The organism is Shewanella holmiensis, assembly GCF_025370255.1.
In the GTDB taxonomy this organism is placed as follows: Bacteria; Pseudomonadota; Gammaproteobacteria; order Enterobacterales; family Shewanellaceae; genus Shewanella; species Shewanella holmiensis.
Window position 1 is genome coordinate 117,883 of the sequence record NZ_JAMTCD010000009.1, and the last position, 23,752, is coordinate 141,634.

Sequence of the window (23,752 nt, forward strand, 5' to 3'; positions counted from 1 at the left end):
GTTGAATTTAGCTTCTCCCCAAAAGAGCTAAAGAATTTTATACCGATAATCTTATGGTTATCGGTTTTTTTTGCTTATTTTATAGCGGTGCTATTTCAAACATTATCAGCTAACCAACAGGTAGTAAGATGTCGACGGTTTAGAATACTTCCGACTTATCATTCAGCATAAACACATAAATAAGAGACAATAAAAAAGCGTAATGCTCTACAGCATTACGCTTAAACGATTGATAAATTGTAAAATCTACATATTACTCTTGTTCACGCTGAGCTTGTTGCTCAAGCAGCCATTGTGGATTGCACCACTTATTTAAAATACTCAGCACTTTTGGCTTACCAGTCCCTTTCGTTGACGAAAATGGCTCAACTTGAACCCAATCGCCGAATTTAGCCAAATCTTTACGCACAGCATTGACCGTTTTCATCTTCACGTTTTGCGCAAGCTTGTCAGATTTAGTCAATAAAGCTAACACGGGAATTTCACTAAAAACTGCCCATTCAATCATTTGCATGTCTAAATCTTTAAGTGGATGACGAATATCCATCAATACCACCACACCACTTAAACAAGCACGTTTTTGCAAATACTCGCCTAATGCTTGCTGCCATTTATTTTTTAACGCTAATGGCACTTTGGCAAAACCATAACCAGGCAAATCAACAAGTCGACGGTCTGCATCTAAAGAAAAAACGTTGATAAGCTGTGTTCGACCAGGGGTTTTACTGGTTCTGGCTAAACTTTTTTGTTCGGTTAATGCGTTTAATGCACTGGATTTACCCGCATTAGAGCGACCCGCAAATGCAATTTCAACACCGACATCGCCAGGGAGATATTGATCTAAGTGTGCAATATCTGGTGCACTGATTAAAAACTTAGTTTGACGGAAGTCGATTTGAGATTCAGACACGGTTTACTCCAGAAAATGTTTACGTAACATCATATTTATGTTTCAAGTGCTGCCTTTTTCACGTTTTCGTGTAAAATATCAGCCAGATCACATTATAACCCCAAGCAAAGCTTCATGTTGTGATTAAAAATGCCCCAAAATGATTAAAAAATCTCATTTGTGGCCAAATTGTAGCTTGGAAAACTATTTTACCACGCTTGCGGGTCATCCTAGTAAGCTCAGGACAATAAATTAACAAGAAGTTGGAACGCCATGAAAAAGTTAGCTCTTGCGCTGTCTGTAGTAGCCGCTATGTCATCACCTGCTATGGCTGAAGGTAATGCTGAAGCAGGCAAAACTAAAGCACTCGTATGTTCTGCCTGTCACGGTGTTGACGGCAACAGTATGATTGATATGTACCCGAAATTAGCAGGTCAACACCCATCATACTTAGAGAAGCAATTAAAAGAATTCCGCTCAGCGATGCAAACGGGTGGAAAAGAAGGCCGTATGGACCCAATCATGGGTAGTATGGCTATCGGCTTAAGCGATCAAGATATTGCTGATCTCGCTGCATTTTACTCATCTCAAGCCTTAGTTGTTGCTGATGTAGCCGATGTTCCAGCTGCTGGCGAATCACTGTATAAAGGCGGTGATATGGCACGTGGTATTACATCATGTATTGCTTGTCACGGTCCAGATGCGAAAGGTATGGAAGCAGCAGGCTTCCCAGCATTAGGTGGTCAGCACGCAAATTATATCAAAATCCAGCTGACTAAGTTCCGCGATACAAATCGTAACAACGATTTAAATGGCATGATGCAAGATGTGGCTAAGAAATTATCTGATGCTGATATCGAAGCATTATCTAAATATATTTCAAGCATTAAGTAATTTTATACTATTTAAATGCGGGTAAAATAATGGGCATGATTAGCCCATTATTTTTAGCATCAAGTTGACGTTTACGTAAACTTTAACCAGCAATACTTGACACCCCTTACACTTTTAGGGTTAAATACCCCCCGTACCGAGATGAACCCAACTGTTTATTGCTAAAAATAATAATGTGAAAACAGATTTCGGACATTGTCATTTAAGATATAAGAATAAAGTTAATCCATAATAATAATACGCTTAAGACCGCTCCAAAATAATAACAAGAGTCGCGATTTCAATTTGAAATCCAGGTCAGAATTTGTAAGGAACAGACCTACTGGTCGCTACGCTATTTAGCACTCCCTTACGCAACAGAGATAAAAGCCAACAGGAAATAATTTGAATGATTCAAATTATGGCAAAGGAAGCTAACGCTTAGGATGCACATGCTGGAAGCTAGATATCACTGGAAGGTACTTGATACACGGATTGTATACTCACGTCACAGATGACGATTAGGAATATGATGAGTCATAGAAGACCATCTACGGAAGCTGAAGTCAGGAAGGCAACAGGATATTAAAAAAGTGTCATTGATGACCGATAACAATTAATCTGCATGGAAAGCTGAAAAAATAAGAAGGATCCGACCGGGAAGTCGCATAGCAAGTATGGAAACTTGGAATCAGAATAAGGTGCTTTTTGCACTGTTTCTAAGGTGGCAGTTTACTGCCACCTTTTTTCTTGCCTATTTTTCACAAAAATCCAAACAAACTTGAATATTTTCAATGGTAATAAATCACTATATACTACTAAACATGACTTTTAGGGACTTATATAGTTAATGATACCCTGCCCTTTGTGTACTCATCAGGTTCGGTTTTTCTTACAAGATAAAAAGCGCGCTTTTTATGCTTGCCCACATTGCGGCTTAGTCATCGCAGACCCTAAATCGCATTTGATGCCTAATGTCGAAAAACAGCGTTATGGCCGCGCACCTAAAAGTGCTAAACAGCGTCAACTTTCACAATTTATCATGCCTTTGTTATTGCAAATTAACCAACAACAAGCTGGTGCATTGTCTGGACTCAATTTTGGCCGACTGCTAGATCAACAATGTCTACAAACGATTAAAGAATCTGGCCACACTGTTAATCAATACGACCCCTTTTTTGCTGCGGATCACCGCGTGCTACAAAAAAGCTATGATTTTGTCTGTAGCTATAAAGTTTTTGAGCATTTTCGCAACCCAAATAAAGAGTGGCAGCTACTATCAAGATTGGTTAAACCTGGTGGTTGGTTAGCGATTAGCACACCACTGTTAACGGATTTAAGCCACTTTGATAAGTGGCATTACAAAAACAATCCGACCCATGTAAGCTTCTACCAACAGCAAACTTTCGAATATTTAGCCGAAAATAGCGAATTTACGCTATTATTTGCATCGCAGGCGCTCATTTTGATGCAAAAATCATCAGGATCTGATATAAAGCGCATCCTATTTTAATGCACGTGGGTTTGTCGCCGACGTGATCTGTTTTAAAAAGTAACTGAGATAATCATGGCGCGCAGTAAAAAAACTCGCAAGGGCGGAGAGAACGGCCCTAAATTTGCTCCTAGAGTCAAAAAAGCCGATCGTAAAAACCCTGAAGGTAAACGTGGCGAAACTGGCAAAAAGTCTGGTAGTCGTCATAACGAAACTTTGCTAAAGCAAAATGCACCTTCAAGTGCTGGCAAATCGACAGACCCTCGTCATGGAAGTAAAAAACCAGTGGCGTTAACTCCTGTTGTAAAAGCCCCTAAACCGGCTGAAAAAGATAAGCCGAAGCAACCTAAAATGACTGATGAGCAGAAACTGCTTAAGCTAGAAGATGACCCGCGCCTAAATAACTTACTTGATATGTTAGAAGAGGGTCGCGATTTATCTGCCGAAGATCAAAAATGGTTGGATTTACAATTAGACCAAATCGAACGCTTAATGGAAAGATTAGGGTTAAATGAAACTGAACCCGCTAAAAACACCAAAAAACCAGCTAAGTCAGATTCTGATGATGATTTATTAGCACGTTTTGAGTCAGGTGAAAATCTTCTGAACGATTACTTCTCTAAAGACTAATTCTTAAACTATCGACTGGCGCTTAATGCGCCAGTGTTTTATTTTTTCAAATTCAGTAAGGAGCCGAAGTGTCTACCGCTCTCATTATTATCGCCATTATTGTTATTATCGCCCTGAGTGCTTATGCCACCACGTTATTACTGAAACTCAAACGCCAAACAGCCAATAATCAACGCATTCTAGAAGAGCGTCAGGCCGTTGCTAATGAGCACCGCCAAAAAGTGCTCACCGACATTCGTTATATTGCTGCTGCCATGCTAGAAGACCGCTGTGAGCTTTCTGAAGGGGTTGTGCGTATCGGTAAGCTATTTGACGCCTTATCGATGACAGAACAAGTGACACCTTTGTTTCCCCAGCTATTTGCTCATTACCAGCTAATCGAATCACATCCGATAATGGAGGCACGTAAAGCCTTACCGAAACAGCAGCGAATGAAACTGGATTTTGCCAGAATGCGCTCTGAAGCCGATTTGGGTGATGCCATTTTGGAAGAAGCTAAAAAAATAGCCGAGTTTGAACACGCGCCCACTCATTAAGTATAAAACTAGCGCTTTTTATGCACCGAATAACTATCTATGCCGAGCCAACACTTTAGTTCATATCTCTCGCACTATCTGAGTCGGCTCAGTTGAAAAAGCCAACATTAAACCTGTTATTTTACCTTTGCCGCTCTCAATTACTTCATCCTATTTCATCAAAAGCATTAGCGCGGCTAACATAATGGTTTGCCAACAGAAACAGATTTGCTACCTTAAACCTCATAATAATAAGGCACCGATAACTAGCCATTGGGGCCAATAGAAGGATATTTATGTTAAATCGATTCTGTAGCTGGCTATTAGCTAAACTAGGTTGGCAGTTTGAGGGTGATATCTGCCCTGATAAATCCTGTATTATTAGCGTTGGCCCCCATACCAGTAACTGGGATTTTGTGATTGGCATTTTGGCCCGTGGCGCTCTGAATACCCCTATCCACTTTTTAGGTAAACACCAATTATTTATTCCCCCATGGGGATGGATTTTTCGCGCATTAGGCGGCAGTCCTGTCGACCGCCGTAAACATAATAATCTTGTCGATGCAGCAGTACAGCTATTTAAGCAGGACCCTACCTATAAATTGGCATTGGCACCAGAAGGGACTCGTAGTCCGGTGACACGCTGGAAAAGTGGTTTTTATCATATTGCTTTGCAAGCAGGCGTTGAAATAGTCCCTGTGGGATTAGACTTTAAAAAGAAGCAGATCATTATCACCAAAGCCATTAAGCCTACAGGTGATATAGAAGTAGAAATGAATCAACTTATGGACTTTTATCGCACGATTAAAGGGCGTCACCCAAAGGTCATTCCTGTTTATCACAAATCAAAATAACTCACTTGATGTGTTGGCTAACTCAGTCCATATACAACAAGGGCTGCACTGTACAGCCCTTAGCATCATCTACATTTAGCTATGAGATTGACGATTGATTGCACGCATATCAATACCTGTTGGATTTTGGAAGGCTTGTAAATCAAACTCGGGTAATACGGCAAAGACATGATCAAAAATATCGGCCTGGATCTCCTCGTAATAAGCCCAGCGAGTATCATTGGTAAAGATATAGATTTCTATTGGTAAGCCTTCCGTTGTCGGCGCCAGCTGACGCACCATCAAAGTCATATTTTTATGGATTTTAGGATGTTGGCGCAAAAACTCCTGCAGATAAATCCTGAAAGTACCAATATTGGTTAATCGTCTGCCGTTGACCGGCATGTCAAGATCGCTAATCAATTGGTTAGCGGCGGTGATCTCAGACAATTTTTGCGGCAAATACGCTTTTAGATAATTAACTTTGGATAAGCGAGTTTTTTCCTCATCACTGAGAAACTTAATACTGTTAACATCAATGTTAATTGAACGCTTGATCCGGCGGCCGCCAGATTCAGACATACCACGCCAGTTTTTAAACGCATCTGAAACGAGTGCATACGCTGGGATCATGGTGATAGTGTTATCCCAATTGCGCACTTTCACTGTGGTGAGTGTAACATCTTCAACGGCACCATCGGCACCGTATTTATCCATTTGGATCCAATCACCTTTACTGACCATGCGGTTTGCCGCTAATTGAATACCCGCCACAAAACCTAAAATAGTGTCACGGAACACTAGCATCACAAAACCAGTTGCAACCCCAAGACCACTGAAGAAATACACAGGTGATTGAGCCGTTAATACAGCAATGATAACAATCAGCCCAATAAAGAATAAAAACAACTTGGTTAACTGAACAAAACTTTTAACGGGTAAATTACGATTAATCTGTTTTACATCTGCAATTTCATTTATCGCGTTTAAACCTGCATAAATTGCTCGAATAATCAGCACAACCAGTATGGCGCTTAACGCGCGATCTAAAAATGCACTAAGCACATCATGCTCAGTTAAAATAATTGGCAATAAAAAGTCTAAGATCACCACGGGTACTAACATGGCAAGTCGTTCAAACATCTTAAAGCGGATAAAAATATCATCCCAAGTAACACTAGAACGCCTAATCACTTGGTTAATACCAGCAACAAAAAAACGACGGGTAATAAAATAGCCAATGCTTGCCAACACCACACATGCAAACAACAGCACAGAGGTTGATATACCATCGGTGGGCTGACTATTGATGCCCATTTCTGTTAGCCAAGAAGCTACTTCAACTCGCCAATTTGTATTCACGTTAAATCCTGTTCGTTTGATTGTGAAAATGCGGCCTGAATGTCAAACAATATGACTACACCCCATTAACTCTTAGTGTGTTGATTCACCAAAAAATGGCATCAAATAAGCTACAAGCAGCTATTTTTACAGTGATTTTAGCATCATCATTTGACCACTTACATGAAAGATTAAACAATATTCGCATTGTTTGATTGGAGAATGTCATGACACGTTTTTATCCACTAGGTTTACCTGCTTTTTTAGGGATGTCGGTATTATGCATATCGAATGTTGCAAGCAGTGCAGAGCATGACACTTTAACCCCCTCAGTTGCGCTACTTGTCGATTATGTAAGCACACCAGAAGGTATGTGGGGCGTGACGATAGTGCCAAAACACTTTGATGATGACTATACCCAATGGGGATATTACATCGGTTATGCTAAAGGCCAAAAAACCACCTTAGATGTTCCCAGTCCAAGTGAAGCAAATATGAAGGAATATATGTGGCGCTTTGGTTTAAGTTACAGCTTATCGCAAGATTTAAGCCTTTACTCAGGCGCTACCGCATACACTTTCGAAACCAATTACACCAATAACATTTCGCCAAGAGATGTTGACGGCAAACCCACTTGGGAGCGTAGCCGAGACAGAAATTGGGGCGCTGAAGTAGGACTAAGATACGATTTATTTAAAGGCGTTGTTATTGGCGCAGGTTATGATACCTATACTCAAGCGGCAATATTTAGCATTGGATTTACGATGTAAAACGGTTTTTAATCACAATACAAAAGACATTGCTGCCCTTTGTATTGTGAAGCAATACTTATCGACTCGGGATCATCCCCAGTGGTAAGTAAGTATTGAAGTTTGCTTGCAATAATAATTCAATGGCGTTTTCAATATCTGGCGCAAAGAAGCGGTCCTGATCATAAAAACTCACCACTTCCCTTAGTTCTGCTTTGGCTTTAGCTACGGCATCACTCGGTTGTAACGGTGATCTAAAATCAAGCCCCTGTGCGGCGGCTAACATCTCAATGGCCAACACACCGCGGGTATTTTCACTCATGTCACGTAAGCGACGTGCTGCAAATGTTGCCATCGACACATGGTCTTCTTGATTCGCAGATGTCGGCAAACTGTCTACCGATGCAGGATGCGCATAGGTTTTGTTTTCAGAAGCCAAAGCAGCTGCTGTTACCTGTGCAATCATAAAGCCCGAATTAACCCCGCCATTATTCACCAAAAATGGTGGTAATTTTGATAGGCTAGAGTCGATCAACAACGCCATACGACGCTCAGCTATCGACCCTAACTCAGCAATTGCGATGGCTAAGTTATCAGCGGCCATGGCAACGGGTTCAGCATGGAAATTACCACCGGATATAATATCGCCTGTGTCTTGGAAAACTAATGGATTATCTGTCACGCCGTTTGCTTCAACGCCTAATACTTCGGCAGCATGGCGGATCTGAGTTAAACAGGCCCCCAATACCTGTGGCTGACATCGTAACGAGTATGGGTCTTGCACTTTTTCACAGTTAGCGTGGCTTTGGCTAATCTCTGAATTTTCGCCTAATAAATGGCGGAAAATTGCAGCAGAATCAATTTGACCCTTTTGCCCACGCGCGGCATGAATACGTGCATCAAATGGACTACGGCTGCCCATCGCGGCTTCAATACTCATCGCACCAATCACTGAGCTTGCTGCAAACAAATCTTCAGCGTTGAATAAACCTTCTAACGCTAAGGCCGTTGAGGCTTGTGTGCCATTTAATAATGCTAAACCTTCTTTTGCGGCTAATTCTAGTGGCACTAATCCAGCAATTTCTAAACCTTCTTTGGCACTGATGAGCTCACCTTGAAAGCTCATTTCACCTTCGCCGAGTAATGGCAAACACATATGAGCCAATGGTGCTAAATCACCCGACGCGCCAACCGACCCCTTTTCTGGTACACAAGGATAAACGCCAGCATTAACCAACTGAATCAGGAAATTAATAACGTCGAGTCGAATACCTGAAAAACCACGACTTAATGAGTTAATTTTTAAAACCATCATTAAACGAACGGTCGCATCTTGCATATATTGTCCCATACCAGCGGCATGTGACAACACAATAGAGCGCTGCAGTAATTGCAAATCATCAGGCGCAATCTTGGTGTTCGCTAATAAGCCAAATCCAGTATTAATGCCATAAACCGTACGACCTTCACGTAATACTTGCTGGACAATCTCTGCACTTTGATTAATTTCTGCAATGGCACTATCGGCAAGCTTAAGCTCAACAGAGTTGCGGCTGATCTGACGCAATTCTGCAAGTGTTAACGTACCGGGTGTGAGTGTGAAAATATGCTTAGCCATTATTACGCCCCTGCCTTACTTTTTGAAACCATTGGTAAATCTAAACCCTGCTGGTTAGCACAGTCTTTCGCAATATCATATCCGGCATCAGCATGACGCATCACACCTGTTGCGGGGTCATTCCATAACACACGTTCAACCCGTTTAGCGGCTGCATCTGTACCATCACACACAATCACCACACCAGAATGTTGGCTAAAGCCCATTCCAACGCCACCACCATGGTGCAGTGACACCCAAGTTGCACCGCTAGCCGTATTTAACAAGGCATTTAATAAAGGCCAGTCTGATACGGCGTCCGAGCCATCCATCATTGACTCTGTTTCGCGATTTGGACTTGCCACCGAGCCAGAATCAAGATGATCACGGCCAATGACCACAGGTGCAGATAACTCTCCGGTTTTCACCATTTCATTAAATGCTGCGGCTAGACGGGCACGATCTTTTAAACCAACCCAACAAATACGCGCAGGCAATCCTTGAAAAGCAATGCGCTCACGCGCCATATCTAGCCAGTTATGCAGATGCTTATCATCAGGTATCAGCTCTTTCACTTTGGCATCGGTTTTATAAATATCTTCAGGGTCACCAGATAAAGCGACCCAACGGAAAGGACCAATACCTTCACAGAACAATGGACGAATATAAGCGGGCACAAATCCTGGGAAATCAAACGCATTTTTGACACCAACCTCAAATGCCATTTGGCGAATGTTGTTGCCATAATCTAAGGTTGCTGCACCTTTGTCTTGTAAGGTCAGCATAGCTTGAACTTGCACCGCCATAGACTCTTTAGCCGCTTTGACTACCGCCGCTTCATCGGTTTTACGCATTTGAGCGGCATACTCTAAAGTCCAGCCTTGCGGTAAATAGCCATTTAACGGATCATGTGCTGATGTTTGGTCAGTGACTACATCAGGGGTAATACCACGCTCAACAAGTTCACTAAATACATCCGCGGCATTACCAAGTAAGCCAACAGACACAGGTTTACCGGCTTTTTTAGCCTCTTCTAACATCGACAATGCTTCATCTAAGCTTTTAGCTTTCTTATCGACATAGCGAGTACGCAGACGAAAATCAATTCTTGTTTCATCAACTTCACAGGCTAACACCGAGAACCCCGCCATCGTTCCAGCTAATGGTTGAGCACCGCCCATGCCACCTAAACCACCAGTTAATACCCATTTGCCCTGAGCAACGCCATCAAAATGCTGCTTTGCCACAGAAACGAAAGTTTCATATGTCCCTTGGACAATGCCCTGGGTACCGATATAAATCCAAGAGCCGGCTGTCATTTGGCCGTACATTGCCAAGCCTTTTTTGTCTAACTCGTTAAAGTGCTCCCAGTTTGCCCAGTGCGGCACTAAGTTTGAATTGGCAATCAATACACGAGGCGCATCGGCATGGGTACGGAACACGCCAACAGGTTTGCCAGATTGCACTAATAAGGTTTCATCATCTTCTAGACGCTGCAATACCTCGATAATTTTGTCATAACTTTGCCAATCACGAGCTGCACGACCAATACCACCATAAACGACTAAATCTTCGGGTCTTTCGGCTACATCTGGGTGCAGATTATTCATTAACATGCGCATCGGCGCTTCAGTTAACCAACTTTTACAGCTTAGTGTGGTGCCATGGGGGGCTATAATGCGTCGGCTTGGGTCATGTCGTTTATCCATTTTTTCCTCTTCAACCTGTTAGGTTTGTTTTATTTTTGTGGTTTTTATTTGCTTGTTATTCAGCTGTCATTAACGTTTAAATGTTAAATGGCCGCCTAATCTGAATTTACTGCCGGGGTGCACTAAACGGGCAAAACTCACTACCCCTTTACGTGACCAGGTACGTCGAATAATTTGTAAACACGGCTCGGTTGCTGAAATTTCAAGGCGTTGTTGAATTTGCTCACTGGCAATAATGGCTTCAACAGTATGGCGCGCCTCGGTTAACGGAGCCACTTGGGACAAATATTCATGCGGCGTTTGCTGGGTAAAATTTTGCGATAAATACTCGGGAATTAAGTGCGGATTCACAAAGCGCTCTTCTAACTGCAAAGGTAAGCCTTGCTCACAATGAATCAACACAGAATAAAAAACTGAACTGCCCACCTCTAACCCCAATGCAATCGCAATGGGCGCAATGGCTTCTATTTGGGTTAGCTCAAGTTGCTTAACAGTATAGCCGTGTCCACGCTCTTTAATTTCATCGGCAATATTACGGATATTCAGTAACGATGATTGCGATTTTAGTCCAGCTACAAATGTCCCTAACCCTTGGGTTCGCTCTAAAATACCTGCGTCGACCAATTCTGTTAATGCCCGTCTGGCAGTCATTCGGCTACAATTAAACATCTCGGTTAGTTGATTTTCTGATGGCACTCGGGCGTTTTCTTCCCATTCACCCGCTTCAATACGGGCAAGGATAAATTGTTTTATTTCAGCAAATTTTGCCAACGCCATAAGATGTTCCAATGTCAATTAATGGAGATTTATTGCACTCATCCTAGCTTGTATATACAAGCTTAATCAAGTATTGTTTGATTAACAGTCAAAAAGAATTAATGAAGAGAAAAGGCTATGAACTGGGACCAAGTATGGATTGATGTCAATGTTGCCACTATGGATGCCTCATCATCCTTGCCATATGGCGCGATTGAAAATGCAGCCATTGCCGTGAAGGACGGTAAAGTGGCCTGGATAGGCCCTCGCGCAGATCTTCCTCAGTTTGATGCATTAGCTACGCCGATTTACCGCGGTAAAGGTAAATGGATCACCCCAGGTCTTATTGATGCCCATACCCATTTGGTTTTTGCTGGCAGCCGTGCCAATGAATTTGAAATGCGCTTACAAGGTGCTAGTTATGAAGACATTGCCCGCGCAGGCGGCGGTATTATTTCAACCGTTAAAGCTTGTCGAGAAGCCGATGAAGAGACCCTATTTGATCTTGGACGTAAACGTCTAAATACTTTAGCTAAAGAAGGTGTTACAACGGTTGAAATAAAATCAGGCTATGGCCTAGATACTGAAACCGAACTCAAGTTACTACGGGTAGCAAAGGCATTAGGACAACATCATCATATTGATGTGAAAACCACATTTTTAGGCGCCCATGCCATTCCTGCCGAATATAAAACTCAGCCCGATGCTTATGTAGACTTAGTCATAAACGATATGCTGCCGCAGGTAATACAACATAAGCTTGCCGATGCCGTGGATGTCTTTTGTGAAGGTATTGCGTTTAATCTTGAGCAAACAGAGCGCGTACTCATTGCAGCCAAAAATGCCGGCTTAGCAATCAAACTGCATGCCGAGCAATTATCGAATATTGGCGGCAGTGAACTTGCCGCCAGGTTAAATGCATTATCTGTCGATCATATTGAACATTTGGATGAGGCTGGAGTAAAAGCACTTAGCGAAAGCGGAACGTGCGCCGTATTACTGCCTGGGGCCTACTACTTTTTACGAGAAACAAAATTGCCTCCCATTGAGTTACTGCGCCAATATAAAGTGCCAATGGTAATCGCTAGCGATTTCAATCCTGGTTCATCGCCTATTTGCTCAACCAAGTTAATGCTGAATATGGCGTGCACATTATTCCGCCTAACGCCTGAAGAAGCCCTTAAAGGCATGACCCTCAATGCCGCGAAAGCATTGGGGATAGAAAAAAGTGTTGGTAGTTTAGTGGTAGGTAAACAAGCTGATTTTTGTTTGTGGGACATTAGTTCACCGGCAGAATTGGCTTATACCTTTGGGGTTAATCCGTGCGAACAAGTGATTAAAGCAGGCAAAATCATTCAACAATAATCCGCCTCTACATCGAATTAAATGTGCCTTTTTCAAAGCAGCTTTAAGGTGCTTTGCAATAAAATAAGAGCTTAAATCGACTATCGATTTAAGCTCTTTTAAAGATTAATACATGAGTATGGGGGTTACTTCACTGTATGACGCTTACCTTGCTTGTTTTTCATTGGGTCACCATCATAGCCTAACGCTTTCCAGTCTAAACGCTGACCTTTATTATGGCAGTCGTTACACTGCAGCGCTTGATCTTTAGGTGACACCATGTGGTTAATACGCCACCACATTTCAGTTTCAACAAAGTCATGCTGACCACTATAGCTTAAGCCTTTTTCCACCATAGTGGCATTGGCCTTCATGCCTAAGTCTGCAGCAAGATCCCAGTCATATTTATCCCAGTAGCCACCTTCACCATAGGTTTTAGGGGTAATAATAATATTGAGTTTTGTGTCATAAATTTGTTTACCTGTATGGACTTTAAATGGGTAAATTTTCGCCTTTGCATCACCGATATTGCCCAATGGATAGGTTAGTTTCACCACACCTTTAGGATCAATTTTATCTCCCGCCATGTAGGCATCCGCACTGCCGTTATACCAGGCATATTGTGGTGGCACATTTTTCTGCCACACAAAACTGCCTTTTTTATTCATGAAAGTACTTTTACCATATTCATCTTTGGTTTCTGGTCGTTTCTCTCCTGCTGTAGACCAATCCCACCGCATTTTAGTGGGCTCATTTTTAGCAAAAAATGGAATATGGCATGTCTGGCACGCTACCGCAGCGGTATGAGTATTGAGCTTTTTATTTTGATGTGGGGCACTGTCATGGCAATTTTCACAACCTATAGGGGTTTCGCCACCAGGTGATACGCCCATCGCATTGCCGGTAATTTGATGACTTTCAGTGGTATGGCAACTTTGGCACTGAAAATCGTTACCGTCGGTGTCCATATGTACATCGGTCGCTTTATCTGGATAAGACATGGATGAGTCTAAATCGCCATGCTTGACCGCATCGCCTCCGCCACCATAAAAGTGACACGTACCGCAGTTATCTCGCACAGGCTGGCCAACATTTTGTGCCACCCGCGTCAGATCAACTTTAGCCATAGGCTCGCCAGCTCCCGCAGGCTCTTTGACATATGTTCCCGTAGTATCGTGACACACCAAACAATCGACTTTTGTCATGTCAGAAAAATCGAAACTATTGTCTTTCCAACCATAGCCCGCATGACAACTGGTGCAGCGAGGCTCATTACCGCTTATCGATACACAGAAATTGTTAATGCTATTTTTCTTGCCGCGCATGACTGTTCTTCCTGGGAGTTCTTGCTTTAACTCCCAAGTCCAATGCGATGACTTCATAAACTCTTTGGCATGATCTTCGTGACACTCAATGCATTGGGATGTCACATCGGTACCTTGCGTAAATGGCCCTGTTAGCGCTTCTTTGTGGTCAAACTTTGCATAAGCTAACGAACTACTTAATGCAAACACCATAAATAATGTCATGGTTTTCATCGTACACTCCTTGCCCCAGCAAGCTGGGACACCATGATTAGAAATTAACGGTTAATGAGGCATTAACATCGTAAGCTGTATCAACCACAGGCAACATCGAGAATGCAGTGCCTGCCATTACATCATCAATTTTCTGAGGTGCGCCAACAGGCGTGCCGCTACCCGTGTATTCATAATCGTAATAAAGCCCTGCCAACTTAATAAACATACGAGGATTTATGTCAAAAATATAATAAGCCTCGGCCACATGCCCGCGCGTGGCTAGTTTGCTGCCGACCGGATCATCCTGTGCTTGAGTGAATGGCGTCCAATATTCTGAACCATAGTTGTACTCCAAACCAAATTTGCCAAATGGAGCAGGTATTTGCATACCAATATAAATGCCATAACCATCCTTAGTTGAACTGTCATCTGCATATTTAGGTACCATGATAATTTCAGTGCCAGTGCTATTCAGCTCAGCTTCAAATACCGCATCACTTAACATGCCGCCAAATAACCCGCTGTTGCCATTGGGTTCTGCACGTGTCCACCCAAGCGATCCAAACACTTTAATGTCGTCATCACTTTCATAGGCATAGCCGATACCACCTAAATACATGTCACCAATGACACCACTAGGTTGCACCCGGGTGACAAAGTTAAAGTTGTCGAACTTTTGCATATCTTGATACATGGTAGGGGCAAAAATACCCGCTAATTGTGTTGGAAATGCCATCGTGCCTTTAAAGCCATCATTGACATCTTTCGCACCAAAAAGGGTAAGTTGTAGGAAGTGGTTACCATCATTGACGACATCAATATTAAAGCCGCCTAAGTGAGTATCTTTGGTCACAATGTCGCCAAACATTTCGCCATTCCCCCACTGAGACTCAAAGCCCTGCCCATAACAAAAACGCACTACCTGACCATCAATACCGGTAATTTCCCCTAGGTTGTAACCTAAAGTTGCTCCGTCGAAGTTAAAGTTCACTAAATGCCCTGATGGTGTACCGCCGCGCATTTCATTTTCGCGATAATGGCTTGGTGGGCCGTAGGTTGATGGTCGACGGCCAATAGACAAATACGTTTCGCTGCCACCGATATTGCGCCAATCAAAATAAGCTCGTTCGACTCTTAACCAGTCGCCACTTGTGTTACCGCTGCTGGTACCGTCCATAGTGAATGATCGCCATGAGTCGAAAACCTGTGTACCGGTTGAGTCGCCCCAATTTTTATACATAGCTAAGCGACCAGAAAAACTGACGTTATCCCACACCTTGGCTTTTAAATCTAAACGTAAGCGCGTGGTATAAAACAAATCATTATCTATGTCTTGCATCGTTTTAGGCGCTAAAACATAGGGCATCACACCTTGTAATTGGCCACTTTGAAATGCTTGAGCCAAATCAGGATTAGCTATCATCATCTGCCCTAGGGGAGAGTTTGCATCGGTTGGCGATCCAAATGCGCCTGACATTGCCTTGCCACCAAAGTCAGAAAAATCGACTTTCATCGCAGGATTCCAGGTAACATTCTGGTAATGCAAAGAATGGACTTTGGTTCTAAAGTCACCGGTTATGCTAATTCTATCTAGCGCGGTATGCCTTTCGGTTTTATCAACTCGACTATTAATATCGTCAAGCTCATCGGTAATGTCCGCTAGTTGGCGTTGTAGTTCAGCAATTTTTTGTGCGTCATCGTTAACTTGTACCGTGTCCGCGGCAACAGCCATGCTGCTTATGGCTAATGCGTTTGCCACTAAAATTGATATTAAGGTTCGCATAATAGTGATTCCTTTTTTATGCTAACGTTGATAAATCCATCGCGTTAGCTAAATTTAGGGTGCAGAAGTCCATGAGGTTAATCCCCGTTTTTTCTGCATTTATTTGGGTTTGCTGATGGCCTGGTATTTAAAACTTAGCAATAACATCAGCTATGTAAGGGCTAGCCGCAGGTTTGAGGCTGATCAGAATCTGCTGCATGGTCATACAAAAACTGTTGAATATCTTTTAGTTCTTGTTCTGATAGCGCTTTAAAAACTTCAGGTTTTGATTTGTGTTGATCACGGGTGAAGAATCTATCCCATTGAGCCATTGTTTTTGCCATTGGCGTTAACTCTGGCCCTTCACTATTTGCACTGTGGCAGGCTTTACATTCTTTCTTGTAAAGGTGTTTTCCTTTTTTAGGGTTGCCGCCCTCTGCTGCCATGGCTGTACTGCCTAGGGTTAATATCACCGCAATTATTACGCCTAATTGTTGTATTGGTTTCATCATCTATCCCTCAAAAGTTGCTATTTTTATGCTGAAGCAAAATAAATCTTTATTTATCTGCCTTGTTAATGATGTTACCCAAAAGTGATAGATGATTATTTGATGTTGATCATATTCATGAGAAAAATCTAATTGATAAAAATATTGTTGAATAAAATCTAATAGATCTTTTTATAGCATTGCGACTTTTAAGAACAAATCAGTATTAGCGTTAGGCAATAAGGTGCGCTAGGAGGGGATGTTATATCTAAAGCAATAAGATAGAAGCGGTTAAACCAATTACATTGCACAATAAAAACAAGTTTAAAATGAAAAAAATCGCCCATATAGGCGATTTTTTTACCGTGAAATCAAAGTTTACTTTTCGTTCAGCTCATCAACTGGCAGCCAATTTACCTTAACACCCGCCTGTAAAAACATCTCTTGGCTGATTTTAATCTTATCCCCCCAACGAGATAGAAAGTCATCACTTTGTTCTGGGCAAAATACCCCTGTAATACCGGTTTGGATAATTTTAGCCGCGCAGTTAGGGCAAGGGAAATGCGTCACCCAAATATCACAGCCATCAAGGTCGCGCTTTGCGAACAAAATGGCATTTTCTTCAGCGTGCAGGGTTTTCAGTAATTTCATGTCCCGGTCGTCGGTTTCTGCACTATCAGAAATACCATGGGGATAGCCATTAAAACCCACTGATACAATGCGGTTATGTTTGGTGATCACCGCGCCCACTTGCGTGGAAGGATCTTTACTCCATGAGCCGACCAACTCAGCCATTTGAAAAAAACGTTTTGCCCACTTTGAAATCATAATGACTGCCTTCTACGTTAATTATTAAGCTAAGATGCTGATCTATCATACCTGATAAACTAAAGGAAATTTAGCACCTTATCAGGGTTATTTAGTTTGATATTCTTCAAGTAATTTACCCCAATGATGTAGATAAAAAGGATGCTTTGTCATCGTCAGTGCTAATTGCAATTCGGCTATCGCTTGTGGCATTTCATCTACTGCGGCAAACCCTAGCGCTAAACCATGGTGGGTATGGGCATTTTGCGGGTATTTTTCAACGGCAAACTGATAAACAAGCAAAGCATCTTCTAGCTTGGTTTTAGATTTTGCCAACGCAAGTAAAGAATCTACCGCGCTCACGTCAAAGCCATACTTATTTGATACTTGTTGAAAATACGTATATATCGCTTCTGGCCCAGCTTTACCAATAGTAGAATCTGGCTCAATAACGGTATGTACATCATTAAATATTTGCTCAATGGCATAAATCGTTGCCAATGCAGGCTGTGACATATAGTAAGAACCTTCAAACACCTTACTTTTCCATAATAAATTGCTGGGTGCTTGTTGCTTTAATGTCGTTACCAGCTTATCAAAATCGGCTATTTGTTTTTGCTCAAAATCACTATCGGCACGCGATAGAAATAGCATTCGTGGTTGTGCAAGCTTAGACAGAGCTGGAACCAAGTTTGGCGTGTCCTTCATGACTGAAAGATAATTTTCACTCAAAATAGGGCTAGCGACTATATAAGCATTAAATAGCTTCGGCCTTTGTATTAACGTAAACAACCCTAATGTAGCGTTCCCGGTAAATCCACTGAGTATTTTAAATCCATTGGTACGGTACTTCTTATCTATCGCAGCTAATAAGTCATCCTCAACATAGCTTAAAAATGCCTGCCCCTGCTCTGCATTAGTAAAGGTCTTCAGCTTACCTAAACCTGGATGGCCATCGGGCGCGGTAACAATAATGGTTTCTAACCACGGCCATCCACCGTTATGGCTCATCCAATGATGTAGCCCAGCTAAATAAGGTTGGCTTGCGGGATGAAAATCGATCAAAACGATATATTTTTTATCGGTATTTTCAGCATATTTATTGGGTAATGTGACCAAAAAATCTGCGCTGCCTTGATAACTTTTTGAAGTAACCTTTAAAGTATCAAGTGTTTGTTGCGCTATTGATTGAGGAGAGAATACCAGCAATAACAAGAGCAGCAGAGCCCATAAATACTGAGTTGGAGTTTGCTTCAACATATTAATCATGTTCGTTCCTTGAATGACTTACCTAGGGTCTGTTGATCTTTCAAGGTTGTTTTTGCAGCGAATTGTTGGCCATTTATACAAGGCAGAGGCTTTGCTGTGTAGTTATTCTACATAATAAGCCGATAACGAAGTAAAAATGGCCAACAAACGCTGTCCGAAGGATTCGGCTAAAAACGAATTACGCTTTGTTGAGTGAATTTTGCTTAGATTGCTAGGCTTCACTCCACTCGCCGCGCTTAATTCGTTTTTATCTCGAACAAAATTCCACCAGCAAAGATCAACAGCCCCTAGCACAGGTGATTATTTAATAGCTTATTCGCTTACAAACTAGCAGCTTATGAATAAGTTAACAAATATGAAAATCTAAGGGGTTTTGACTAGCCTTGCTACGCAATAAAGCATAGGATCTCATTACTAGCATCACCTTGGAGTCGCAAAGCATTATGAGTATTAGAGCTATCATCGTTGATACAGCGGGCACAACCACAGATCTTAACTTTATTCAGGATGTGTTATTTCCATATTCTAAAAAAGCCATGGCTGATTTTTTAACGCAAAACCAAGATAACGCCTTAGTGGATTATTGCATCAGCGATGTAAAAGATATTGCTTTAGAACCAGATGCATCGCTTGAACGTGTTACTGAAATTCTTAACCAATGGATTGAAGAAGACCGTAAAGTCACGCCATTAAAAACCTTACAAGGGCTAATTTGGAAGCAAGGCTATAATCGTTCTGAATTTAAAGGCCACATATACCCTGACTTTATTGACAACATTGAGCGTATTCTTGCAGCTAACATTCGTATTTACAGCTTTTCATCAGGGTCAGTTGATGCGCAAAAGTTGCTGTTCAGCCATACAGATGCGGGCGATTTAACCGCACATTTTAGTGGCCATTTTGATACCCGCACGGGTAATAAATTAGACAAACAAGCCTATAGCAATATTTGCAACACCATTAGTTTGAAGCCAAAACAAATGCTGTTTATCTCTGATATGGTTGAGGAGCTAAAAGCGGCTGACGCAGCAGGAATGCTAACCTGCCAAATGGTCAGAGAGCCTAATTCTCGTACTGCCAAGTTCAAAATCATCACCTCATTTGATGAGCTAGAATGCTAATTCACAGCAATAGTTAACCCATAACAAAACGACCTTAATGGTCGTTTTTTATCGGCAAAATTTTTATTTCCTCAGTAAGCCATCAAATACTAGTTATAAGATCATCTAACACAATAATCTTATTCATTAAATTTATGGTTAGTGATAACCAAGCGAACTTACACGTTAATGTGCGGTTATATAATAGTTTGATATTTTGTGGCGGTTTTGAGGAATAAATTGGTTAAGGGCTAACGTATTTCTGCCCCAAAGTTTGTTGTTCTTCGCCCATACTAGATTTAGCTCGTAAGTTTTCTTTAAGTATTTCCAAACTCCGTTTGGATTAACATCGCAGGATTCCATCCTGCACCGGCCAAAAGGGTATCAACAGCAATACCCTCTTGAATCACCCTGCCGCCCCAGACGAAAAATGCTGAAAAGCGCATAATTTTCGATGGGGATCGATCCAGCTTTAAACCTCATCTGTAATCGGCTTCGGCCATTGTCGAAAAGCCCTAACACTTCCGATGGGCCGTCCATGGTCAAATCGAAGAGGCGAAAATTACGGGTGTAAGCGCGGCGGTGACTACTGACCGCCATGGATGGTGGGTATAGTGGTCAAGTGAAATTGACCACTGATTTGTAGTTATCTATCACATGGCATCGAAAACGTTATCTGAAAGTTCAACATAGTACAAACTTGAAACTTGCTTTGTAGTTGCTTAGTTAGATTGGCCATAAATTTGTAGTAAACAGATAACTTTAAGATAGAAAAATCTATCTTAAAGTTTAGCATTGTCGGGACTTCTTAACTCGAAAATTCCCCAAAAATGATTTAGAGTTAATATTCATTTAGACCTTATTAATATGAAGCTCCCCTACTAAAAATCTTCAGTTTTCATGGTGCTTGTCACTTAAGTATTGGCTAATGTATATTATATGGACTTATTTTGATTCAACACACTCAGATGTATCCCATAATAACGATAATAGCCGATAATATTGCTGCCAATAAACAACAACTCCATCAGCACAGCGGTAGGAGAACCTGCAAGATAATTGTGTATTAGCCAGAGCAAAGTTCCGAAAATCATTAATTGACGTAAACGTTGATCACTTTGACAAAATGCAGCCGTGGTCTGAAATAGCGTTCCGCCAAAACTAAGCAAATTGATTAAGTCAACAAAGGTCATCACAGTGATCACTAGCGCAGAGATTAAAAATAGAAACATCAATCTTTTCGATGTGGTAAAAATACTAGTGAAATAGCGAACACTCGCGAGTAACATTAAGCTTGCAGCGGTCCATTGTTCTAGTAGAGCAAAGTGGGTGCTAATCAGGATGCCAGATATACATAAGCAACAGACAATTTTTTGTCTTTGTTTAAATTGAAATGACATCAGATCGAATACGATGGCGATTGCTATCAATACTTGGGACCAAAGAAATGCCGACATGCTTCCCTCCTACAAAATTTATGATAAATATGGAGGTGGGATTATGCGTATATATCCCAAAGTAGGAATTAACTAAAGTTAATGCCGACCTCTTATATTTAGCTTTTAATTCTGGCTTTCAATCGCGATAGGCTGACAGGACTGATACCGATATAGCTGGCTATCTGAATGTTATTAAGTTTGGTTAACCAATGTGGCCAATACTGCAGTAAGTGCCGATATCTTTGCTCAGGTGTGTGTAGTAATAGCAGGGCCTCTTTCTGCTCCTTGAATATTAACTGTTGTTGTAACAGTGCGACTTTGGCTTGTAAGAAAGAAGGCAATGCCAGTAAATTCAAGGGGATCCTTATCACTTCTGCTGCTGTAATAGTTTCAATTTGATATTGTGCAGGCATTCCCTGTAACCAACTTGAATAGAGGAAACATAGCTCACCGTTAAAATAAAACTCTTTGCATCGTTCAAGACCATTCTCACCGTAATGACAAGCTCTAAGTATCCCGGACATGATAAAATAGCCATAGTCCTGCTGAGATCCCTGTACGAGCAAAATATCTGATGGGTTCAATGAGAACAATCTAAACTGAGTTGACAGGGATTTAACCGTTTTAGGCGGAACACCCATCTCAGAGAAATAATCAGTCACCTTAGTGAATTTACCCAACATAAAAATAGGTTCCATAATTGCGTTATCTCGCCAAGATTAGCACATTTAATAACTAGAAATATCCAAGATGCTAATGATTATTGGTGTAATTCAGTGGTGAAGTGAAGATGGCCACTTGCTTTGACGTTTTCAGTACAAAACCGTATCTGAAAAAATATCAATAGAATAATTGTTCTAACAAGGTTTTGTCCAAAAGTGCGTTTAAAAATGCTCAGACATGATTATCAACAAATGACGTTCATACTCAGGTAAATTTATAACCACAGTAAAAGTTAGCTATTATTTATTCAATGGAAATGCCGCTGAAAAACATTTTTTAACCAAAAATGAGTAACCATATTGGCTTTGATTATCAGGCACAATTTCTAAAATCTCATAATCGTTTAGCTCAACAACATGAGCATCTTCCGCTTTGTCACAACGGGAAAAAGTATCGGCCTCAAAGGTAAAGGCAAAATACCCAATCGCTTTGCGAACCCCAAGATAATAATCTTGATGCACTTGCTTAAAATCAATCTCATCGGCGTTGATATCCACATGGACGTCAGCATCATCATTGGCCAAAGCCTTCTCATCTATAGCTGAATCAGCTTGCTCAAGCTGAGCTAACACCTCCTCCCTAACCTGCTCATCATCGTCAATCAACACCTGAGAGATATGGCTTTTAGGATCATCAATGTCATCTTCTAAATCTATTCCGATTAACATCCATAAATGATAAAGCACGATAACGGATAAAATCACCCTAATGATAAAGGTCATACGATGAAAAGCTTGATAAGCAACAAGCTTAGGAGAATGAATACCCAAGGGTTTTAGCAGCCACATCAACACAAAATACATCGGCGACATGATCTGCACGACAAACATGACGATACCGCTAATAATGATAAACCAGGCAGGAATGTATAGCAGAATGGCAAAGTTATGGGTGTAATTGAAATGCTGCGCAGGCACACCAACCACTTCATTCACGACGGCACTGGCATTCGCTAACGCAAAATTGGCGATTATGGCATAAAACAACAGTAATACCGCTTTCCCTGCCAGGCTATGCCAAACCTTTTCAAAAACAGGCCAAAACTCTAATAAGATTGCCAATAAGCTAATTGTGGCAACCCAAGCTAAAGGCTGTTTGAGCAACAATAGCAATATAGCCAGTAAATACAATTTTTGCGCCAGTGATAACTGATCTCTAATTGCAACAATTCGGCTAAAAAACTGTTGAAAGAACAACTTAGGCATTAAGGTAGGCTTAGGTAATTTAAACGATTTTATTCTTGCAAACATGGCTACCAGACTCATTTTTACCAACGCAGCCACCTTATTCACAAAGGTATTTGATGGGCCGCTAATCCATTTGATAACAAAACAATAGCATAATACTTGTTGTCAGTATCAATGGTTGCTAAATTGGTCTTAAGTTAAACAGTTGTTTGAAATTAACGTTTACCGTCAAATACAAGGACAAACCATGGAAGATTTTATTGCAACGCATCCGATACATATAAGAATACCCGTTGCCTGGGGAGAAATGGACGCCTTGCAACATGTGAATAACGCGGTGTATTTCAGATACTTTGAAACCGCAAGATTAGACTTTTTCAACCAAATTAATTTATTAGAAGATTTGCCTAAAACCGGAATTGGCCCTGTACTGAGTGAAGCCAACGCTCGTTATAAACGACCGGTTACATTTCCAGATACCTTAATCGTTGGCGTGACCATTAGCGATATAGCCGCGGATCGTTTTACCATGCACTACACAGCTTATAGTGAAGCACAACAGACCGTTACAACGATAGGCTGGGCAAAGGTTGTAATGTTTAACTTTAAAACAGGTAAAAAGGCTGAATTATCAGAGCCATTACTTGTTGCATTAAAACAGCACGCTAAAACTGAAGATTAAGGGAATGATATGAATACGCTATCCGTTATCCATCAACCTGAAATGCA

22 protein-coding genes are annotated in these 23,752 nt (G+C 41.4%); 9 read left to right on the forward strand and 13 right to left on the reverse strand.

Features of this window, described 5'->3' with window-relative positions; all coding sequences use genetic code 11:
- Positions 1-253: 253 nt before the first annotated feature.
- On the reverse strand, positions 254-910 hold the full coding sequence (gene yihA, locus NE535_RS09250; RefSeq protein ID WP_261298349.1) for a ribosome biogenesis GTP-binding protein YihA/YsxC: 657 nt from the start codon (positions 908-910) through the stop codon (positions 254-256).
- Between the two features lie 252 nt (positions 911-1,162).
- Between yihA and NE535_RS09255 the strand changes: the two genes are divergently transcribed.
- The 5 genes from NE535_RS09255 (at position 1,163) to NE535_RS09275 (ending at position 5,253) form a co-directional block, all read left to right on the forward strand.
- Positions 1,163-1,783, forward strand: coding sequence for a c-type cytochrome (locus NE535_RS09255; protein WP_261298350.1), 621 nt, complete (start codon positions 1,163-1,165; stop codon positions 1,781-1,783).
- 829 nt (positions 1,784-2,612) lie between these two features.
- On the forward strand, positions 2,613-3,275 hold the full coding sequence (locus tag NE535_RS09260) for a class I SAM-dependent methyltransferase (RefSeq protein ID WP_261298351.1): 663 nt from the start codon (positions 2,613-2,615) through the stop codon (positions 3,273-3,275).
- A 54-nt stretch (positions 3,276-3,329) separates the two neighbouring features.
- Positions 3,330-3,884, forward strand: coding sequence for a Der GTPase-activating protein YihI (gene yihI / locus NE535_RS09265; protein ID WP_261298352.1), 555 nt, complete (start codon positions 3,330-3,332; stop codon positions 3,882-3,884).
- A 68-nt stretch (positions 3,885-3,952) separates the two neighbouring features.
- Positions 3,953-4,420 carry a DUF2489 domain-containing protein gene (locus tag NE535_RS09270; RefSeq protein WP_261298353.1) on the forward strand — a complete coding sequence of 156 codons (468 nt, stop codon included), beginning with the start codon at positions 3,953-3,955 and terminating at the stop codon, positions 4,418-4,420.
- Positions 4,421-4,695: 275 nt separating this feature from the next.
- Entirely contained in the window at positions 4,696-5,253 is a 558-nt protein-coding gene (locus tag NE535_RS09275) for a lysophospholipid acyltransferase family protein (protein WP_261298354.1), read from the forward strand.
- 75 nt (positions 5,254-5,328) lie between these two features.
- Here the strand turns inward: NE535_RS09275 and NE535_RS09280 are convergent, their stop codons facing one another.
- Entirely contained in the window at positions 5,329-6,594 is a 1,266-nt protein-coding gene (locus NE535_RS09280; RefSeq protein ID WP_261298355.1) for a mechanosensitive ion channel family protein, read from the reverse strand.
- Positions 6,595-6,800: 206 nt separating this feature from the next.
- Here NE535_RS09280 and NE535_RS09285 point away from each other — a divergent pair, with 206 nt between their 5' ends.
- Positions 6,801-7,343 carry a TonB-dependent receptor gene (locus NE535_RS09285; protein ID WP_261298356.1) on the forward strand — a complete coding sequence of 181 codons (543 nt, stop codon included), beginning with the start codon at positions 6,801-6,803 and terminating at the stop codon, positions 7,341-7,343.
- A gap of 58 nt (positions 7,344-7,401) precedes the next feature.
- Here the strand turns inward: NE535_RS09285 and hutH are convergent, their stop codons facing one another.
- The 3 genes from hutH to hutC all read right to left on the reverse strand — a co-directional run bounded on the left by hutH (position 7,402) and on the right by hutC (position 11,405).
- Positions 7,402-8,940, reverse strand: coding sequence for a histidine ammonia-lyase (gene hutH / locus NE535_RS09290; protein WP_261298357.1), 1,539 nt, complete (start codon positions 8,938-8,940; stop codon positions 7,402-7,404).
- A 2-nt stretch (positions 8,941-8,942) separates the two neighbouring features.
- The gene (hutU, locus tag NE535_RS09295; protein ID WP_261298358.1) at positions 8,943-10,628 is read right to left on the reverse strand and encodes a urocanate hydratase; all 1,686 of its coding nucleotides are present in this window, start codon (positions 10,626-10,628) and stop codon (positions 8,943-8,945) included.
- A gap of 69 nt (positions 10,629-10,697) precedes the next feature.
- A complete protein-coding gene (hutC, locus tag NE535_RS09300) occupies positions 10,698-11,405 on the reverse strand; it encodes a histidine utilization transcriptional repressor HutC (RefSeq protein WP_261298359.1) in 708 nt (235 codons plus the stop codon).
- Between the two features lie 117 nt (positions 11,406-11,522).
- Here hutC and hutI point away from each other — a divergent pair, with 117 nt between their 5' ends.
- A complete protein-coding gene (gene hutI, locus NE535_RS09305) occupies positions 11,523-12,749 on the forward strand; it encodes an imidazolonepropionase (protein WP_261298360.1) in 1,227 nt (408 codons plus the stop codon).
- Between the two features lie 125 nt (positions 12,750-12,874).
- On the opposite strand, the gene NE535_RS09310 is transcribed toward hutI, so the two are convergent.
- The 5 genes from NE535_RS09310 to NE535_RS09330 form a co-directional block, all read right to left on the reverse strand.
- Complete coding sequence (locus NE535_RS09310; protein ID WP_425347451.1) at positions 12,875-14,257, reverse strand: tetrathionate reductase family octaheme c-type cytochrome; 1,383 nt, start codon at positions 14,255-14,257, stop codon at positions 12,875-12,877.
- Positions 14,258-14,303: 46 nt separating this feature from the next.
- Entirely contained in the window at positions 14,304-16,031 is a 1,728-nt protein-coding gene (locus NE535_RS09315; RefSeq protein WP_261298362.1) for a DUF3373 domain-containing protein, read from the reverse strand.
- 161 nt (positions 16,032-16,192) lie between these two features.
- On the reverse strand, positions 16,193-16,522 hold the full coding sequence (locus tag NE535_RS09320; RefSeq protein WP_261298363.1) for a c-type cytochrome: 330 nt from the start codon (positions 16,520-16,522) through the stop codon (positions 16,193-16,195).
- A gap of 354 nt (positions 16,523-16,876) precedes the next feature.
- Complete coding sequence (locus NE535_RS09325; RefSeq protein ID WP_261298364.1) at positions 16,877-17,326, reverse strand: dCMP deaminase family protein; 450 nt, start codon at positions 17,324-17,326, stop codon at positions 16,877-16,879.
- Between the two features lie 87 nt (positions 17,327-17,413).
- Positions 17,414-18,574, reverse strand: coding sequence for an alpha/beta hydrolase-fold protein (locus NE535_RS09330; RefSeq protein WP_261298365.1), 1,161 nt, complete (start codon positions 18,572-18,574; stop codon positions 17,414-17,416).
- 443 nt (positions 18,575-19,017) lie between these two features.
- Here NE535_RS09330 and mtnC point away from each other — a divergent pair, with 443 nt between their 5' ends.
- Entirely contained in the window at positions 19,018-19,695 is a 678-nt protein-coding gene (gene mtnC / locus NE535_RS09340) for an acireductone synthase (RefSeq protein WP_261298366.1), read from the forward strand.
- A gap of 914 nt (positions 19,696-20,609) precedes the next feature.
- Here the strand turns inward: mtnC and NE535_RS09345 are convergent.
- The 3 genes from NE535_RS09345 to NE535_RS09355 form a co-directional block, all read right to left on the reverse strand.
- Positions 20,610-21,131 carry a YgjV family protein gene (locus NE535_RS09345; protein WP_261298367.1) on the reverse strand — a complete coding sequence of 174 codons (522 nt, stop codon included), beginning with the start codon at positions 21,129-21,131 and terminating at the stop codon, positions 20,610-20,612.
- A 98-nt stretch (positions 21,132-21,229) separates the two neighbouring features.
- Positions 21,230-21,811: a Crp/Fnr family transcriptional regulator gene (locus NE535_RS09350; protein WP_261298368.1), complete on the reverse strand. Its 582-nt coding sequence runs from the start codon at positions 21,809-21,811 to the stop codon at positions 21,230-21,232.
- Between the two features lie 264 nt (positions 21,812-22,075).
- Positions 22,076-23,086, reverse strand: a complete 1,011-nt coding sequence (locus NE535_RS09355; RefSeq protein ID WP_261298369.1) for a hypothetical protein — start codon at positions 23,084-23,086, stop codon at positions 22,076-22,078.
- Between the two features lie 184 nt (positions 23,087-23,270).
- Here NE535_RS09355 and NE535_RS09360 point away from each other — a divergent pair, with 184 nt between their 5' ends.
- Positions 23,271-23,705 carry an acyl-CoA thioesterase gene (locus tag NE535_RS09360; protein WP_261298370.1) on the forward strand — a complete coding sequence of 145 codons (435 nt, stop codon included), beginning with the start codon at positions 23,271-23,273 and terminating at the stop codon, positions 23,703-23,705.
- Positions 23,706-23,752 lie beyond the last annotated feature (47 nt).

Excerpts from the sequence above, each read along its gene's own strand:
- NE535_RS09320 (WP_261298363.1), bottom strand. The coding sequence starts at position 16,522 with ATGATGAAACCAATACAACAATTAGGCGTAATAATTGCGGTGATATTA.
- hutH (WP_261298357.1), bottom strand. The coding sequence starts at position 8,940 with ATGGCTAAGCATATTTTCACACTCACACCCGGTACGTTAACACTTGCA.
- NE535_RS09310 (WP_425347451.1), bottom strand. The coding sequence starts at position 14,257 with ATGACATTATTTATGGTGTTTGCATTAAGTAGTTCGTTAGCTTATGCA.
- NE535_RS09255 (WP_261298350.1), top strand. The coding sequence starts at position 1,163 with ATGAAAAAGTTAGCTCTTGCGCTGTCTGTAGTAGCCGCTATGTCATCA.
- mtnC (WP_261298366.1), top strand. The coding sequence starts at position 19,018 with ATGAGTATTAGAGCTATCATCGTTGATACAGCGGGCACAACCACAGAT.
- NE535_RS09285 (WP_261298356.1), top strand. The coding sequence starts at position 6,801 with ATGACACGTTTTTATCCACTAGGTTTACCTGCTTTTTTAGGGATGTCG.
- NE535_RS09355 (WP_261298369.1), bottom strand. The coding sequence starts at position 23,086 with ATGTTTGCAAGAATAAAATCGTTTAAATTACCTAAGCCTACCTTAATG.
- NE535_RS09345 (WP_261298367.1), bottom strand. The coding sequence starts at position 21,131 with ATGTCGGCATTTCTTTGGTCCCAAGTATTGATAGCAATCGCCATCGTA.
- NE535_RS09350 (WP_261298368.1), bottom strand. The coding sequence starts at position 21,811 with ATGGAACCTATTTTTATGTTGGGTAAATTCACTAAGGTGACTGATTAT.
- hutU (WP_261298358.1), bottom strand. The coding sequence starts at position 10,628 with ATGGATAAACGACATGACCCAAGCCGACGCATTATAGCCCCCCATGGC.
- hutI (WP_261298360.1), top strand. The coding sequence starts at position 11,523 with ATGAACTGGGACCAAGTATGGATTGATGTCAATGTTGCCACTATGGAT.
- yihI (WP_261298352.1), top strand. The coding sequence starts at position 3,330 with ATGGCGCGCAGTAAAAAAACTCGCAAGGGCGGAGAGAACGGCCCTAAA.
- NE535_RS09260 (WP_261298351.1), top strand. The coding sequence starts at position 2,613 with ATGATACCCTGCCCTTTGTGTACTCATCAGGTTCGGTTTTTCTTACAA.
- NE535_RS09315 (WP_261298362.1), bottom strand. The coding sequence starts at position 16,031 with ATGCGAACCTTAATATCAATTTTAGTGGCAAACGCATTAGCCATAAGC.
- NE535_RS09325 (WP_261298364.1), bottom strand. The coding sequence starts at position 17,326 with ATGATTTCAAAGTGGGCAAAACGTTTTTTTCAAATGGCTGAGTTGGTC.
- hutC (WP_261298359.1), bottom strand. The coding sequence starts at position 11,405 with ATGGCGTTGGCAAAATTTGCTGAAATAAAACAATTTATCCTTGCCCGT.
- NE535_RS09360 (WP_261298370.1), top strand. The coding sequence starts at position 23,271 with ATGGAAGATTTTATTGCAACGCATCCGATACATATAAGAATACCCGTT.
- NE535_RS09330 (WP_261298365.1), bottom strand. The coding sequence starts at position 18,574 with ATGATTAATATGTTGAAGCAAACTCCAACTCAGTATTTATGGGCTCTG.
- NE535_RS09275 (WP_261298354.1), top strand. The coding sequence starts at position 4,696 with ATGTTAAATCGATTCTGTAGCTGGCTATTAGCTAAACTAGGTTGGCAG.